General features: G+C 64.8%; 10 protein-coding genes and 4 pseudogenes. 10 read left to right on the forward strand and 4 right to left on the reverse strand.

All coding sequences use genetic code 11. From position 1 onward, the window contains the following. Nucleotides 1–92 precede the first annotated feature (92 nt). Nucleotides 93–795: pseudogene (locus tag AB0M18_RS34060) on the reverse strand (transposase family protein); the annotation flags it as partial. A 445-nt stretch (nucleotides 796–1,240) separates the two neighbouring features. On the opposite strand from AB0M18_RS34060, the gene AB0M18_RS34065 reads away from it, so the two are divergent. The 5 genes from AB0M18_RS34065 to AB0M18_RS34085 all read left to right on the forward strand — a co-directional run bounded on the left by AB0M18_RS34065 (nucleotide 1,241) and on the right by AB0M18_RS34085 (nucleotide 9,463). After that, nucleotides 1,241–3,055 carry a fibronectin type III domain-containing protein gene (locus tag AB0M18_RS34065; protein ID WP_365764937.1) on the forward strand — a complete coding sequence of 605 codons (1,815 nt, stop codon included), beginning with the start codon at nucleotides 1,241–1,243 and terminating at the stop codon, nucleotides 3,053–3,055. A gap of 226 nt (nucleotides 3,056–3,281) precedes the next feature. Continuing rightward, nucleotides 3,282–6,410 (forward strand): hypothetical protein, encoded by a 3,129-nt coding sequence (locus tag AB0M18_RS34070; protein WP_365764939.1) that lies wholly within the window; start codon nucleotides 3,282–3,284, stop codon nucleotides 6,408–6,410. Nucleotides 6,411–6,515: 105 nt separating this feature from the next. Further along, entirely contained in the window at nucleotides 6,516–8,243 is a 1,728-nt protein-coding gene (locus AB0M18_RS34075; protein WP_365764941.1) for an ABC transporter substrate-binding protein, read from the forward strand. Nucleotides 8,244–8,404: 161 nt separating this feature from the next. Continuing rightward, nucleotides 8,405–9,214: an FKBP-type peptidyl-prolyl cis-trans isomerase gene (locus tag AB0M18_RS34080; protein WP_365764943.1), complete on the forward strand. Its 810-nt coding sequence runs from the start codon at nucleotides 8,405–8,407 to the stop codon at nucleotides 9,212–9,214. A gap of 72 nt (nucleotides 9,215–9,286) precedes the next feature. Next, entirely contained in the window at nucleotides 9,287–9,463 is a 177-nt protein-coding gene (locus AB0M18_RS34085; protein WP_365764945.1) for a hypothetical protein, read from the forward strand. Between the two features lie 272 nt (nucleotides 9,464–9,735). Here AB0M18_RS34085 and AB0M18_RS34090 read toward each other — a convergent pair. Both AB0M18_RS34090 and AB0M18_RS34095 read right to left on the reverse strand, forming a co-directional pair. Beyond that, a pseudogene (locus AB0M18_RS34090) lies at nucleotides 9,736–10,053 on the reverse strand (helicase); the annotation flags it as partial. Nucleotides 10,054–10,322: 269 nt separating this feature from the next. Next, entirely contained in the window at nucleotides 10,323–11,579 is a 1,257-nt protein-coding gene (locus AB0M18_RS34095) for a hypothetical protein (RefSeq protein ID WP_365764947.1), read from the reverse strand. Between the two features lie 450 nt (nucleotides 11,580–12,029). Here AB0M18_RS34095 and AB0M18_RS34100 point away from each other — a divergent pair. Further along, a pseudogene (locus AB0M18_RS34100) lies at nucleotides 12,030–12,548 on the forward strand (transposase family protein); the annotation flags it as partial. Between the two features lie 199 nt (nucleotides 12,549–12,747). Further along, nucleotides 12,748–13,116: a winged helix-turn-helix domain-containing protein gene (locus tag AB0M18_RS34105; protein WP_365764949.1), complete on the forward strand. Its 369-nt coding sequence runs from the start codon at nucleotides 12,748–12,750 to the stop codon at nucleotides 13,114–13,116. 213 nt (nucleotides 13,117–13,329) lie between these two features. On the opposite strand, the pseudogene AB0M18_RS34110 reads toward AB0M18_RS34105, so the two are convergent. After that, nucleotides 13,330–13,815 (reverse strand): annotated as a pseudogene (locus AB0M18_RS34110) (transposase); the annotation flags it as partial. Here AB0M18_RS34110 and AB0M18_RS34115 point away from each other — a divergent pair. From AB0M18_RS34115 to AB0M18_RS34125, 3 genes are all read left to right on the forward strand, one after another. Continuing rightward, complete coding sequence (locus AB0M18_RS34115) at nucleotides 13,766–13,903, forward strand: hypothetical protein (RefSeq protein ID WP_365764983.1); 138 nt, start codon at nucleotides 13,766–13,768, stop codon at nucleotides 13,901–13,903. The pseudogene AB0M18_RS34110 and the gene AB0M18_RS34115 overlap by 50 nt on opposite strands. A 555-nt stretch (nucleotides 13,904–14,458) precedes the next feature. Further along, complete coding sequence (locus AB0M18_RS34120; protein WP_365764951.1) at nucleotides 14,459–15,526, forward strand: PhlD; 1,068 nt, start codon at nucleotides 14,459–14,461, stop codon at nucleotides 15,524–15,526. Further along, nucleotides 15,523–16,554 carry a beta-ketoacyl-ACP synthase III gene (locus tag AB0M18_RS34125; RefSeq protein ID WP_365764953.1) on the forward strand — a complete coding sequence of 344 codons (1,032 nt, stop codon included), beginning with the start codon at nucleotides 15,523–15,525 and terminating at the stop codon, nucleotides 16,552–16,554. Before AB0M18_RS34120 ends, AB0M18_RS34125 begins: the two co-directional genes overlap by 4 nt. Nucleotides 16,555–16,593: the final 39 nt, after the last annotated feature.

Below are 16,593 nucleotides of genomic sequence, written 5' to 3' on the forward strand. Positions count from 1 at the left end.
CCGGTCTGGCAGTAACGGCTCGATCCTTGCCCACTGGGCGTCAGTCAACGACACACATCAACCAACGATCAGATGATCCGAAGGAAACGCCCTAGTTGTGCGAAGGCGCGTTCTCCAGGAGCTCGCAGCCGGGCGTGGTCGCGGTTGAACCGCTGGTAGTGCTCGGGTTGTTCCCGGTGGTGGAGGAGAGGGGGCGGACGGCGGCGCCGGCGCCCTGGTAGGCCCGGTCGGCGAAGGCGGGGATCTGTCGGGTGAGGCGGGCCTGGACGATGCCGTGCGCTCTGGCCGCGGTCAGAGCGTGGGTCCGGCCTGGCAGGCGCGGGAGAACCATAGGGGGTGTGCCGTCTGGACGTGCGACGACCTGGACGTTCATGCCGTGCTTCTTGTGTTTCTGGGAGTAGTACGTCTCGTCCGCCCTGATGCGGTCGGCGGGGACGAGGGTGGCTGTCGGCGATCACGAGGTCTCCCTCGCCCAGCCCGGCGCGGACCTCGCGCGGGCCCGGCACCCACGCGGCCAGGACCTCCAGCGTCTCGTCGACGTACCGCCAGGCCGTCGCCTCCGACCCCCCGAAACCGGCCCCGACCCGCCGATACGTCTCGTTCTTGCATAGGTGTGCCAGGGCAAGGAGGGCTTGCTTGAAGCAACCGAGCTGTCGCCAAGTCGAGTTGATCTCCCGTCGGCGGGCATACAGCAGCTAGGAGACGTGTTCGACGAGCTCGTGCGGGACGTCAAGCATGGCGGAATACGGGACCAACGAGGCCTCCGGTCGCCGACGTGATGAGTGGAATCACCACACCAACGACAGGGAGGCTTCGCCATGTCGCCATATAGCTCCCTGACCTGCACTTTCACCCCTCCAGAGGCGGGATGAAAGAGGTTACTGGCTATCGGTATGCATTCTTCGGATCGGGTGGAATTGGGTACTGGCTGCTCAGGCTTCTTTCGATGGTGCGGACTGCTCTTGGAGCGGTTCAGGGGACCTTCCGTCCACTTCTGGACCGGCGGCTCGTTCCGCCCGCAGGAGTTGAGTATCGACGACTGATGCTGAGGATGAGACAGCGGCGCACTCTCAGCCTGAGGGATGAACTGGCGCTGCAGTGTATCGCATCCGCAACTTCCGTCACGACACTCTCAACCATTTCCGAAATCGAGCACCAATAATGAACGGGGGATTCCGCTGTGCGGCGAACTGGATTCGGCCTCAGGGCTCTCATCGTCTCACTCAGTGCGTTTCTTGCGATGGCTGCCGTTCAGTTTTCTCCAGCCGTAGGAATGGAAGTCGGAGAGAAGTCTTCTGGACAGGAGCAGAAGGTAGAAGACGTCGAGGCTGCGCTGAAAAAACTCTACGCCCCAGAGAAACCGCCTGAACCGCCGAAACAGAAGAAATTCAGCAAGCCACCGAAGGGATTTCCCAGTCCGCCGAAGGCGCCGCCGGGGACCATGAAGCCGGACGGTGCCGCACCATCAAGCGTTTCCGCGACGGGTTACGGAATCGTCGGGACCTTCGACGCCCTCACGCACAGTGAGACGAACCACACCATCACTGTGGCCGGCTGGTCCGTCATCACGGCGTCTCCGTCAAGCAAGGCGAGCATCCTGATCTGGGACGACGCGGGCTTCTCCAAGTGGTCCTCCGCGGACAAGTACCGGCCGGACGTCGGCCGGTCCTACCCGTCTGCCGGCCCGTACCACGGCTTCAACGAGACGTATCCCGAGTCGACCAGCGACGGTGTGCGCACCGTCTGCGCCAGGGCCTACTGGTGGTCCGACTACACGAACCTCGGGTGCTTCACCTACGTCGCACGCCACAACCCCTTCGGCAACCTGGATGTGGCTAGCCTGCAGGACGCCGAGACCGGCAGGAACCTCCATGTTGGGGGATGGGCAGTCGACCCGGACACCCCCCGCCAGCCCACCTCGGTGAGGATCTTCCAGGACGGTCAACTCGCGACAACACTGAACGCTGACACAGAACGGCCTGACGTGGGCGCGGCCTATCCGCTCTACGGCGGTCGGCACGGCTTCGAGGGTGTTATAATCCCGAGCCAGACGCCGGGTTACCACGAGGTTTGCGTGGTGTACGTCAACGTGGGATACGGCTCGGGCAGTTCCTGTACAGCGACTAAGCAATACTACGTTGTGGGCGACATTCCCGAGTTCGCGCTCTCCGTCGACCACGTCACTTCGACCACTGCCACTCTTCGCTTCGGTTGGAATGAAAACATCGAGCGAATGCAGTTCGAGAAGCAACTGGTTGAGGACGTAAGCGTCGGTGAGTGGGAGCCTGCGGGGGAGCGCGCCACCAACGGTGAGGCGTTCCAGGTGACTGGCCTTTCTCCCGACAAGAGCTACCGGTTCCGCGCCACTGCCTCGAACTGGCGCACCAGCGTTACCGCGACATCTCCCGTCGCCCACACGCTGAAGAGTGCGCCCACCCCGGTGAGCGGACTGCGGTTGGACAGGGCCTCCGAGACTTCGCTGAGCATCCAATTCCAGGACAACAGCACGACCGAGGACCGGTTCCTGATCACATACGCGAATTCTCAGACTCCAGGGGTGGTTGAGACCGTGACGTTCTCGTCGCGCCCCGGGACCGGGCCCGCTCTGCACACTCTGACCGGACTGACCTACGACACCGAGTACTGGATCTCTGTCCAGTCTGTGGCTGACGGAGCGGAATGGTCCACCCCAGCTTCACTGCTGGCTTCGACCGCCGGGCCGCGGGTTACGGAGTTCAAGGCTGTTCCCGTGTCCTCCACCTGCGCCAGCCGTGCTCAGTACGACCTGAGCTGGCAGGTTTCCGGGGCCAAGCAGGTGGTCGTCACCAAGACCATCAGCGAAGAAAACGTGCTCTTCACGAGTCCGGTTAACACCGATCCTGCAGCACGGCTCGACGGGGCCACCACCGACCGTAACGAGGAGGCGTACGACGGTTCGGCCATCACCTACAAGCTCAAGGTCTACGGCTTCGATGGCGCGGTGGTGACCCGGACTCTCGTGGCGGCCGCCAGTCTGCAAGCCCTCAACAGCAAACGGGCGGAAGACTCGAGCTGACTGCCGGTCGTCCTTGGCCGGCCTCACCGCCGGCCAAGGACTTGACCCAGTACCGAATGCCAATCCGCCCGGCAGCCGACTGGTGCAACGTGGGTAACCACGTGTCCCGTGCCGATAATGACGAGGAGCAAGGACAGTGAGAGGGAGAACATCGGGAGTCGGCCATCGTCGCCGCATGGGTGGGCCAGATTTCCCGGCAGCACGTATATTGAGCATCGTTCTGGCGGTGACTCTTCTCGTCCTCGGGATTCAGCTCGGTGCTGTGGGCTCGGCACATGCTGACGGATTCCCGTACCCGGACAACCAGAATTCTCCGAGCGATCAAATGCGGAGGCGTTACGTCGCTCAGCGCATCATCGCTGCCCAGAAGGGACTGGACGGGGCCCGCAATACCGGGATCACGTGGTATGCCCTGCAGTACGTCGCCGAAAACCCGGACGCTACCGCTGACCAGATCAGCAACGCGTTCCGGGAAGCAGATGAAGTCTGGGTCGCGGCCACGACCGGGGGCGCAGATGATAGCCGCGGAACGCAAGCCAAGGTCTATAAAGGTATGCATGCCGTTGTGAACCTGGCTGCGTCGCGGGGCGGGCGGGCAGGAGAGCTGGCTGGGACTGCTGTCGACTTTCTGCTCGACAAGAGCGCGGAACGCGATGAGGGCATCTACTCGGCTCGCGATCAGGTGGCCAACGAGCGGTCACAGGGCGAACTGATGGCCGCCATGCAGGGCATGCGCATGGAAATTCACCAGTACGCGGCCTACCTGGGAGCAAACGACCCAGAATTCACCGAGGCGCATTCGCGATGGGTCGGGGCCCGGACAGGCGTCCTGCTGACGGATTCCATCGAGACCTCGATGGAGGATCCGGACATCGCGAACGATCAACAACTCAAGGTGCTAACCGAACTCGTGCTCGCAGGGAGAGAGGAGGACGCCGCACGGGAGGCCAAGAAGGAGTACAAAAGGCGCGCCGCGGCTGAACTGCACCCTGTGGTCGACGTGGCACTGACCGATATGGGTGAATACAACGTTCGGCAGCCTGTCGACCTGGCACTGCTCGCTCCGCCGCTGAATAACGACCAGTGGGGCATCGTGACCCAAGCCTCCGTGAACTGGGGCGAGACGATCGAGCGCTTCGGCCAGGCGGCCAGCGTCCTCGGCATGATCATCGGCTTTGTCGAGCCTGAACTCGGCCAGAAGATCAGCACTCTGGGCGACGCCACCGTCACCATCACTGGCGCGATCACAGAGTTCGTTCCCCAGGTCGCGGGCCTGGGCCTGTCCCAGGTCCTCACCTCCGCCGCCACCCTGGACATGGTCGGCACGGTCCTGGGCGCGGTCCAGACGCTCATGCCCCTGTTCGTCACCGCGGGCCCGACTCCCGACCAGCTGATCCTCGAATCGGTGCAAGCACTCAGGGAGCAGGTGGCCGCACTGGGCGAGAGGATGGAGGACCGTTTCGACCGGATCGACGAGGAACTGGTGGTGATCTATTCCGACATGCTCACCCAGTTCGACGAGGTGATCCGGCTCGGCCGAATCAGCGAAACGAAGCTCACCCAGGTCGGCGAGCACCTGCTGGAGCTCAACGCCAACCTCGACATGTGGGGCACAGAACTGCTCGCGTCCCTGCAGGAGGAGCGTCTTGGCCCCTCGATGGCCGCCATCGACGGCTACGTCCACTACGCCGACCAGCACAACGGCGCCAGGATCCCGGCCGCCGACTACAGCACAGCGGCGGAAATGCCCCTGCACTACGCCGCCGTTGACGTGGTGCACCACGCTCCATTCGTCGGGCCGGCCAAGGTCAACGGAGCCTGGAACCGATCCCAGGTCATGGACGCCCTGAACGTCTACGGCGCAAACGGCACCATCAACTACCTCGACTGGTACGCCCGCAGCCAGTTCGGCTGGACCGGTCCGCAGCTCAGCTCCGTACCCAGCCCCGCGCACTGGGCCACGGAAGCACGCGCTTACAAGGTGCTGATGGCCCAGAACCCCGACTACCACAAGGTCACCGTCTCACCCAGCCGCACGAACCAGATCCTTGTCGGCGGCCAGGAGATCCTGAAGGCGAATCGTTCATTCAGCCAGCCCCTAGCTACCCCGCGCGCCAACGGCACGCGCACGAACGCCCTGTTCACCGGTCTCACGCAGAGCTACAAGACCGCGAACGAGCAACTGTCCCAGCAACTGCTGGCCATCCAGCGGCTCTACACCGACAACAAGTCTTACAACCTCTTCGGAGGCGTCGACCAGCAGGTTCCCGCCGAGGCGAGGTTCGTGGATCCCAGCGTCGTCCCGGCCTGCGAGGGTACCGGGCCGAACCGGGAGTTGACGCGCCCGGCCAACGTCTCGCTGACCAAGCTGCCGCGCGCCTTCGCCTTCGCTCAGTATCTGGGTGTCGAGAACGCGCTGCAGCCGGAGATGTGCCAGACACTGGAGTTCGTCAACCAGCGGATGGAGATCATCGGGAGCGAGCAAGACCCCACGGGCTACGACACCCAGTTCTACGCCGACTTCCAGGTGACCTTCAAGATCCGGGCGCGCAACGGATCCACGGTGCGGGACTTCCAGACCTGGACGAAGACGATTCCCTTCGGCTTCCTGTGCCAGACCACCGATCACGCTGCCAGTTGTGACGGCCCCGGCGGGGCTCGTACTCCGTACGAGTACAACGCCGCCGTACCGACCTGGGACCCGACGGGACGTACCGCCTTCGTGGACTGCACCGCGATCCTCGAGGACCCGAACCTCTACAGCCAACTCAAGGCGCAGATCACGCAGTTCCTGTCAGGTCGGCAGGCCGGCTACTACAACCGGGTGGCCACCGGCCTGACCAGCGGCTTCGGAAGCCCGCTGTACATGGCCAACCAGGAGGTCACGAAGTCGGCCCGGCTCCTGCAGGCGTACTCCAGCATCGGGTGGACCAAGACCCTGGACCGGGATGCCCTGATGAAGATGGCGCTCTACGGTGATCAGCGCATCCCCGGCGACCTCGGCGGAGAGAGCAACACGCTGACGCGCATGTTCCAGGTCGCGCGGGACAATTACGCCACGTGTCTGCCCGCTTCGGACGGACAGCCCTGCACGGGCAGCTCCACGGCGTACGACCCGCTCGCCGGACAGGATCTGCAAGGCGGCTGTCCCACTGTCACCTCGCCGGCGGCGACAGCGGACCCCGTGGGCAACTGCATCCTCGGCTGGGGGGTCGACCGAGTGGGCATCCTGTCCGCACAATACGAGAAGGCCTCGGTCGCGATCGCCACCGGTACATACGCAGAGGACATGGCCGGCATCAGCTCGCTGATCGAAGAATTCGGACTGACCAGCTCGCTGGTGCATACGAGCTGACATCACCCGCTGATCTCATTTCGCGAAGGACGGACCCTGTGTGTAGGCGGGACGGTTGTCCCGCCTACACACAATCCGAATTTTCTCACCCTAGGTCGTGGTAGCGTGAAATTCTCCAGAAGACACACCATTGCGGCGGCACTGGGTCTTACCTCAGGTGCAGTCCTGATATACGTGACATTCCTTCCGGGAGGAACGCCGAATACCGCCCCTGGACCTGGGCCTGATGCAGCGAGCGACAAGATTCTCAACCGTTCCGTCCTGTCGGGCGGCGAACTCAGGCTGTGGAGCGACCAGGGAAGAGATTCCTGGGATCCGGCACGCACCTCCTCGCCGTTCGTCCACTCCATGCACCGGCTCTACGCCCGTACACTGCTCACATATACGAGCGCCCCCGGAACCAAGGGGCTGCAGCTCAGGCCTGATCTTGCCATGTCGCTGCCGACCGTCAGCGCGGACGGGAAGACATACACCTTCTCCCTCCGGCAGGGCCTCAAGTATGAGGACGGTGCACCGATCCTCGCTAAAGATATTAAGTACGGCATAGAGCGGAACTTCGACCCAAAAGCACTTCCCGGCGCTTCCCGTGAGCTGTTCGGTATCCTCGATCCAGGAGGAAAGTACACAGGGCCGAGCCAGGGCAGCGGAGACCGGTATAGTGACCTCAAGTCGATCGAGGTGCCCACCGACAAGACCATCGTATTTCATTTGACGAAGCCTTTCGCAGATCTCCCTGCACTCATGGCAAGGGGAGAGTCGGCCCCGGTTCCGAGGGTGAAGGACAGCGGTGAGGATTACGGCGTCCAGCCCGTTTCCTCAGGTCCCTACAAGTTCCAGTCGAAGCGTACAGGGAACAAGATCACCCTGGTCCGCAACACCTACTGGAGCAGAGGCGTAGACAGCATCCGCAGAGCATTGCCCGACACCGTGAACCTCACCTTTGGTTCCGGTCTCGAGGAGTTCAGGAAGGCTGTCGCCGATGGAGCGTACGACCACGCATCGCTAAACGAGCCCGAAGACTCCTGGGCCGCTCTGGTGAACGATCAGTCACTGAAGAACAAGATCGACAACACCCCGTCGGGAACGGTGAGATTTGGGCAGTTCAACGCTAAATCCGCCCCCTTCCAGAACCTGCACTGCCGCAGGGCGGTCCTCTATGCGACCAACCCCAAGAGCACACAAGCCGCGTTGGGGGGCTCCTCGGCGGCGAGCATGACCGCTCAACTCCTGCCCCCTGGCACGCTGGGATCCGACCCCCCTTACGACCCGTATCACCTTACGGCCGCTGCCGCCCAGCCCAAGAAGGCCCAGCAGGAACTCCGTGCATGCGGCAAGGAGAAGGGGTTCACGACGAAGATCTCCGTGGCCGAGGGAGACCCGCGTGCTGCCAAGGCTGCAGAAGCGCTCGTCTCCGCGATGAAACCAGTAGGCATCCGCGCCACGATCGAGAAGCACGGTGGACCCAGCGGCACGGATCCCGGACAGGACTCCGGCGTAATCCTGTCCAGCGGGAGCCCCTCCTATGCTTCTGCCGGTTCCTTCCTCAGGCCGCTTGTCGCCGGAGGGTTCAGCCCGGCTGACGCCGGGCCGGCGGCAGCCGACCCCGTGGTGTCGGGCCTGCTCGAGAAGGCCGCCAGGCAGACCGATCCGTACCTCTCGGCCGACATATACCGCCAGGTCAACCGCAGGATCATGGACCAGGCCTGGTATCTGCCGATCAGCTATGACAAAACGATCTCGTATCGTTCCGAGCGGCTGACCAACGCCTACATGCACAGTGCCTACCGAACGCTTGACTTCCAGGCCCTCGGGATCTTCAACGGGGGCGATTGATGGACGGACAGTCTCTCTCGCGGATCCGAGGGGTCATCCTTGTGATCCTCGCATTCGTGATCGTCGGATGCTCGAGTAATGATGGATCGACAGCTACCGACGGGTCCCCCCAGGGGGGCGTCTTGCCACCCCCCGTTAGCGTGATCCATTCGATGCCGTCCGTGAAGGGTGAGATCGGGAAGAGGGCGGTCATAGAGCTGCCCCCCGGAAGCCCCCCGGTCGACCGGTTCGTGGTCAGCGTCGTGAGCGAGGGGAAAGGACCTGCCGTGCGGGATAAGGACTGGGTGACTCTCGGCTTCAGCGCGAAGGACTGGAGCAGTAGGACAGACCTTCCGAGCACCTACGACGCCGGTCAGGCCCCACAGATCTACCAGCTGGGGTCCGGTCGGATCCTCGGCTTCGACCGCGCTCTCGTTGGGCACAGGGTCGGCAGCCGCGTCCTAGTGATCGGCTCCGGATCGGCGGCGTTCGGCGCGCGCGCCAGCACCGGATCCGCCAAAATGATCGCCGCTGTTATCGACATCGCTTCCACAGTTCACCCGGATTCGTCTGTCGTCGGCAAGGAAAGACAGCCTGCCAGCGGAATACCGCAGGTCCGCGGCAAAGGGGAAAGAGCAGAGATCGCCGTACCAGAGTCCGCTGAGCCAAGCCAGTTGCTGAGCCACGTTCTCGTCGAAGGATCCGGCCCGCGGGTGCAACCGGGCCAGAACATTCTGGTCCAGTACAGCGGATTCCTGTGGAAGAGCGGCAAGAAGTTCGACTCCTCCTGGAAGAGGGGCGGGGCCGTAGGCTTCCAGATCGGCACGGGGCGGGGCATGAAGGCGTGGGATCAGGGTCTGGTCGGTCGGGCAGTGGGCAGTCGGCTGATGCTCGTCGCGCCGCCCTCGTTCGCTTACGGTGACAAGCCGCCACGCGGGGTTCCAGCCGGCTCCACCGTGATCTTCGTCATCGACATTCTCCAAGCCGCGTGAGCCCGGCCCGCCGACTCTAGGCCTTGTCAAACCCCTTGTCACCAGACCGACCGAGGCGAGATGATCTTCCTCATGGCCGCAGACGACACGGCCCCTTGGTTCCTGGTCGAAGACGGCGAAGGCGGCTGGGCACGGTACGACATGAGCTTCGCCGAGTGGCTCTACCGCTATCTCATCGGTGAAGACATGACCGGCCCCAACACCTCCGCCTTCTACCCCGGCCCGGTACAGCTGTGCCGACTTCGATGACCGTCGACGAACGGCCAGAACCGTGGAGCGGGCCGGACCGCGGCATGTAACCCTTCCGCCACGACAGCCACAGGCGACCACCAGAATGCCCGGAGAACCAAACGAGACGACGTCTTACTCGTCTTGCAGAAGCCAGGCGCACTTCCTCTTCCTGGTCAAGGCCAACCAGCCCGGCCTGTTCGCCGCCCTGCGCTCACTGCGCTGGAAGGAGGTGACTGCCCGTCGCTACGACCGCGAGGCCGGACACGGCCGCCGGGAGACGAGAGCTACCTGATCCGTCCGTCCTCGTCCCGCTTTACATGCACCTGTCGCCGCCCGCTGGTCAGCGCCCGGCTGGCGAGCTGTTCGACGAGGAGTTCCGAGTGCGAGCGCAGGCCTTGGAGGACGGCTACGAGGGGTGCGTACGAGGCGGAGGCGACCATGTCGGTCGGGTCCTCGTCGGGCTTAAGGAAGACGGGCACGATGATCCTGGCGGTCTTGGCCGTGCCGTCGGGGCTCGGGCGCAGGGCCCGGCCGATGTTCTGCACGATGTCGACGCCTTCGCCGAGCACCGGGACGGAGGCGAGGACGCTTCCAGGACGAACTCTTCGAGGGCGCCGATCCCTACTCATCATGGTACGACGCGGGCCGTCCCGCATCCATTGAGTGATGACTGGCCCGTCGCTCGTGGGGCTATGAACGGAACGCCGAGCACGGCAGGATGCGGAACCAACAGAGCCCCCGGGCTGTCGGCAGTGTCGGCTGGAAGCAGCACTGCCAACGTCCGGGGCTCTGCCACGTCACACCAACTGACCAGCGTTTTCACCGCTCAGGAACAGGATGAAAGAGGTTTAGCGCGAGGTCTGTGGTTGCGTTCCCGTCAGCCAGCGGGCGCCGTGACGATGCTGGCACCGTAGTAGTTCAGGGATTCGGCGATGTCGGCGTAGTAGAACCGCCACGAGCAGAAGCGCCCGTCCACTCCGGTGGGGACGCCGGTGCAGGGCGCCTCGGCGTAGTAGTCCCCGGCGACGATGGTGCCCTTGGCGATGACGGCGGAGCCGTCGCCGGTGAGAGAGTATACGGGGCCTCCGCTGTCGCCCTTGCCGGCCGCGTTCTGCTGTTCCGCGTGGTCGGCCTTCACCACAGGGCCCCACCGGCCGAGCGCCGTGCTGATGTAGATCCCGGTGCCCCACACCTGGATGTTGCATCGGGAGCCGGACCGGGCCCCCGAGGTGCAGATCCAGTTGCCGACGTAGGATCTCGAAGCCCCGGCGACCGGCTTGGTGGAGTCGGTGGTGTCGTAGGGGCCGTCCCACATGCGGCCGAAGCTGCGGGCATCGACCATCATGATGTCCCGGGTGGGCATGTCGTTGAACGCCCAGCCCATGAAGTCGCTGCCAGGGTCACGGACCTCGTCACCGTTGTTGTAGCAGTGCCCTGCGGTCAGCATCCGGGTGTAGCCGCCCCAGGCAATGGCGAATCCGTTGGTGCACCCCATACCACGGCTGCCGCCGTAGTACGGGGCGGCGTCGTCCAGACGGCAGATACTGGGGCCACCGTAGTCCCCATTGGGGCCGCAGAATCCGTTGAGCGGCTCGGGTGCGGTGTCGCCGGCTGTGGTGTTCACCCGGACGTCCACCCGGGCTGTCTTGAGCGTGGCGTCGGCGGCGCTCTTCTGCGCCGCGGTGGTGTCCTTGGCCCAGCGCACCTCGATGCCGCTGCCGTCCACCCGCGGGGCGACTTCGCCGAACGCCGGTGTCTTGCTGAGCCGGTCGGCTTCGGAGCTGAGCTGCTTCAGGCTGTACTTGGCGGGTTCGACCCGGACGGGGACAGTGTCGTCCTGCGAGCTGATCACGCTCTGCACGCCGGCCGGTACGGCCCCCTGCCAATAGACGATCAGTTCCCGTTTCTCGGGAGCCGCCACGATGCCTGCCAGACCGTCCGGAGCACTGGCGGCGGCCTTCTCGATCTCGGCAGCGGCCGCGTCCAGCCGGCTTTGCATTTTCATCAGATCCGCCCAGCTGGCAAAGCCGCCGGGGACCGGATCGGGGATCTGCCAGCTCTTGCCCTCCGGAACCGGCTTCGGCGGGGGATCAGCGGCCGGAAGCGCCTGGACCCCCCCAGCTGTGATCAGCACAGCCGCCGCGCCCGCAACCGCCGAATACCGGACTGATAATCTTCTGAACATAGGTGCCTCCAAGAAACCCTGAAAGTGGAGCACGGGCTGAACCGCCGGCAGGGGTCGGCCGCCCTCGGCGACGCATAGCCATGGAGCGGCTTTCAGACTGACCGTCCGTCCGCAGGCAGTCCTGAGCAACCGGTACTGCTCTGCGTACACGTGAACGTGACAGCTGCCCCGGTACCAGATACCGGGACGGCATCCTCAGGTTCCACACCCGTCCAGCCACACCGGCGAGGGGGCGTCGCCAGGGTGAGCGAGTGAGCCTTTTCCAACCTCCCGGCGAGTCAGGTTGTCTGGGGGCACCCGGTTCGATGTGAACGACGAAGCTCCTGGCAGACGGGTTCACGACCAAGATCCACCGTCTTCCAGGAGCTTCGTGCGCTTGTCTACCCATCGGCGACCGATCTGTCCAGCGCGCACTTGCGTCACCTTGCCCAGCGCCTGGCCGCTCACCGTCACGAGATCGGAACTCGGTGGCGCCGCGCCATGCCGGGCCGTCAGGCACTGCTGGTCCTGGCCGCTTCTGCACTGCGGTGAACACCTACGCCCAACTCTCCGCCGGGTTCGGCGTCGGCACCGCAACGGTCTACCGCTACGTCCGTGAGGCGATACAGGTCCTGGCCGCAACCGCTCCCAGCCTGGCCGAGGCGGTCCGGGCCGCGAGCCGCCTGGCTTTCGCGATCCGACGGGACGCTGCTGCCGATCGACCGGATCGCCGCCGACCCCGTACTAATCCGGCAAACACAAGCGCCACGGCATGAACGTTCAAGTCCTCACCGAACCGTTCGGGCGGCTGCTGTGGGCCCCAGCCACACTTCCCGGCTCCACCCATGACCTGACCGCCGCCCGCACCCACGGCATCATCGACGCGCTCGCCGAATCGGGACCAAATGCTGGGCCGACAAGGCATACCAGAGAGCGGGCCGACCCGGTACTGCCGCAGCGGCTGGTCCCGGCCGAGGCGACGGTCCGCCAGCTGCTGGCCCGCATCGACGGCGCCGCACTGGTCGGTCTTCTTCGGGCGGGGCCGACGGCGTACGGGTGGGAGGACCAGCGGTGGACGCTGGCCCGGGTCGGGGTGCTGATCGGGGCGCGGTTCGAGGTCGCCTAAGGGATCTCCGGGGTGTGGCGGCTGCTGGACCGGCTCGGGTGGTCGTGGCAGGTGCCGAAGGTGCGGGCCGTGGAGTGTGACGAGGGGGCGATTGCCGCATGGTGCACGGAGACGGCACCCGTTCCAGCCTCGTCCGGGCGCACCGACCGCCACCGGCTCAACCGTGTCGGAGACCGCCAGGCCAACCGCGCGCTGCACACAATCGTGCTGGTCCGCATGCTTCACGACCCTCGAACGCGCGAATACGTGGCACGACGCACCCTCGAAGGACTCAAGACGAAGGACATCTTCAGATGCCTCAAGCGCTTCGTCGCGAGAGAGGTCTACCGCTACCTCACCAGCGCCTTCAACGACGTGACCGGGTCGTCTCTTGCAACTTGACGATCTATAGAAGCTTCAGAATGTCGCCGGCCTGCCGGCATGAACGTCCACGTCATCACTGCCCCGTTCAGGCGGCCGCTGCAACGTCCGAGCTTCGCTCAATCGCGGAGAACCCTCCGATTCCAGGTCCGTGCCGTCCACGACATGCCCACACCTGCAACCTCCTGCTGCCTGGCCATCCCTCTGGGGACTCCAAGAGTGTCCTGATCGGCGAAGGCTCCGGTAGCAGATCAGGACACTGGCGATGCCGACGAAGGCGAGGAAATGGTCGGCCTTGCACTCGTGGCGGCAGGCGACGTCATCCATCAGACAGGACAGTCCGCTCGCCCACCCAGCGGTACCGGCCCAGGCGGCTGGAGCTTTCGGCCCCGCGGCCGGCGATGCGTGGCATGATCTGCCGACGGCGCAGCCAACCTCGCAGGTGCTCGAAGCCGTAGCCCTTGTCCGCATGCAGCTTGGCTGGGCGCCGACGCCGGGGCCCGTAGCGCGAGTGGATCGGTGGGATGCCGCGCAGTAGCGGGATCAGCGCCTGGCTGTCGTGGAGGTTGGCGCCGGAGATGCCGACCGAGGGCGGCGGCCAGGTACGGTCACAGATCACGTGAATTTTCGCCCCCGAGCTTGTCGCGTTCGGTCAAGTCAAGGGCCCCGTTTGACTGCCCGGACGCTGACCGAGTCGATTGCGCAGCACGACCAGGACAATGCGATGGCCGAGGCGCTGAACGGCACCTTCAAGGCCGATCTGATCGAGACGCAGGCCCGACGGGTCGGAGGGTTGGGCAAGTTGTAACGGCCGAGGCTCCTGGAACCTGGTGGTGCGCTGGAGGAAGATCCTCACGACCGGTGGCGAGACGTATACAGCCCGTGGATCACCCAGGTCACGTCACATATGGGAATACGTGCGCGGTGAACTTCCTTTTCGGCGTCGAATCAGCCATCACCCGGGCGAGTATGGAGGCTGGGTTGCGAAAGACCGCCGACTGCGAGGTCGTCCCCGAGCCTAGCGATCCGGCCCGTGGTCCCTTGCGTCGATGAGTTCGGCTACTCGGCCTCCAGCCAGAAGCTGGTGGGCCGGTCGCTGTTGCCGACACGCAAGGCCCTGACCGTGCTCACCGGGCTGATGGCTTTGGGCCTTGGGGATCGGCATCGGAGTTCATCTTTGGCCCAGTCTACCGAGTTTCCCAGTCAGCCAGGGCTGTGAGTATCAATTACTCAAGCTGGTTGGGACCGCCTCTGTGACGTTAGTTGCGTCACATTCATCGCTTTATTGCCAATCCTGATCCTTCGCGAGAGGGTGACGGTCGCTCCCGCCGTCAGGGGGTGCGATGCGGAAAGTGTGAATTATATGTCGACCATCTGTCGACCGAACATCAAAACTCCCGAACACCGGGTGACCACGGAAGAACTCGTTCAATATATTGCGGATGAATATCGAGATCACCCCAGGATCGAGTATGTGCTGAATACAATTCGCGCGACAACGGTGCAGGCCCGGCGGTTCTCCCGGCCGCTAGAGGAGCTGGCCCGCCCGGCCAAGTCAACGGGCGAACGGATGCGGGAACATTTTCGGGATGCCTGCAGGCTGGCTGAAGAGGCCTCGCGTGATGCACTTGCGTCGGCCCAGGTGGGACCCCAGGAAATCGACGCTCTCGTCTGCGCGAGCTTCACCGGCTATGTCATGCCCGGCATGGACATCCACCTCATTGGCCGCCTCGGACTCCCGGCGACCGTCCGCCGCACCCCTGTCACCCAACTCGGTTGCGCCGGTGGCGCCTTCGCCCTGACGCAAGCCGCGGAGCACATCGCCGCTCACCCCGACGACAACGTGCTGGTCGTATGCGCCGACGTCTTCACTCCATTCCTGCACCACACCGACGCCGGCATGGACGCGATGATTTTCAGAGGAATTCTTGGGGACGCCGCTGGCGCATGCGTGGTTCGCGGCGGCACACGCGGCATCGGGCCGGTCATGGCGCAGTCATGGCAGTACGTGGTGCCGGACAGCGCCGACATCGTCGGCATCCGCCTGGAAGACGACGGTTTCCATGGATATAACTCACTTCGGCTGATAAAGGCGGTGGAATCCGCTCTCCCTCACCTGTCAGACTGGCTCAGGCGGACATGCCCGCCAGAGGCCGATCCGGTTCCAAACTTCATCATCGCGCACCCCGGAAGTCCACGTGTGATGGATACACTCGTCTCAGGGCTCCAGTGTGATGCCAGCTTGCTGGCCCTATCCCGGGCAAGCCTCCGAGAAATGGGAAACATAGGATCTGTCTCCCTTCTCGATGTGCTGGCACGTGTCTTCATCGAGCCGCCCGCTTCCGGTGCCCATGGGCTCGTGATAGGCGTCGGCCCAGGCGTGACCCTCGTGGCGTGCCGGGTCGGCTGGAGCCAAGGGGAAGGCCCATGACCGAGTTCCCCGGCCCGTCGGCCCCGAAGACCGCGGTGATCGCCGGGATCGGCTCCTACTTGCCGCCGAGCCTGGTGACCAACGCGGAACTGGCGGCCCGGCTGGACACCTCTGACCAGTGGATACGCTCCCGTACAGGCATCGCCACCCGCCACGTGGTCTCTGCGGGCATGGCTACCTCCGACCTGGCTGTGGAGGCCGGGCAGCGGGCACTGGAGTCAGCGGGAAAGTGCCAAGCGGACATGGTCGTGCTAGCCACCACCACGCCCGACCGCCCCTGCCCGGCCACCGCGCCCGAAGTGGCGGCAAGGCTGGGACTCAACGGTGTGGCAGCCTTCGACGTCGCGGCGGTGTGCAGCGGCTTCCTGTACGCGCTGGCGACCGCTACTGGCCTGATCGCGGCCGCTATGGCGAATCGGGTGCTGCTGATCGCAGCCGATGCCTTCACCACCATCGTCGACCCCAGCGACCGGTCCACCGCCGTGATCTTCGCGGACGGGGCTGGCGCGCTGGTCCTGCGAACTGGCGCGGCCGACGAGCCGGGCAGTGTGGGGCCGATGGTGCTGGGAAGCGACGGTGACCTCAGCGACCTGATCGAGGTACCAGCCGGCGGATCCCGGCAGCGTTCCTCGCGGCGTCTGCCCACCCCCGGGGACGAGTACTTCACGATGCGCGGCCGAGACATCTACCGGCACGCTGTGCAGCGGATGACCAGCGCGTCCCAACGAGCCATGGCCGCGGCCGGCTGGGCAACCGAGGACGTGGACCGCTTCGCCGCCCACCAGGCCAACGCTCGGATCCTTGAGTCTGTGGCCGGGCGGCTCGGCCTGCCGGCCGAGAAGCGGCTCTCCAACATTGAGCGTGTCGGCAACACCGGAGCCGCCTCCGTTCCAGTCCTGCTCGCCGAGTCCGCCGCCGACAACAGCCTGACCGCCGGTCAACGCGTGCTGCTCACGACCTTTGGCGGCGGTCTCACCTGGGGTGCCGCGACCCTCGTCTGGCCTGACCTGAAGGCAATCACAGCCTGACGGGTCGGCGGGTGAACGGCGCAACCTCCCGAAAGGAAC

The organism is Streptomyces sp. NPDC051909 (assembly GCF_040681095.1).
Classification (GTDB): domain Bacteria; phylum Actinomycetota; class Actinomycetes; order Streptomycetales; family Streptomycetaceae; genus Streptomyces.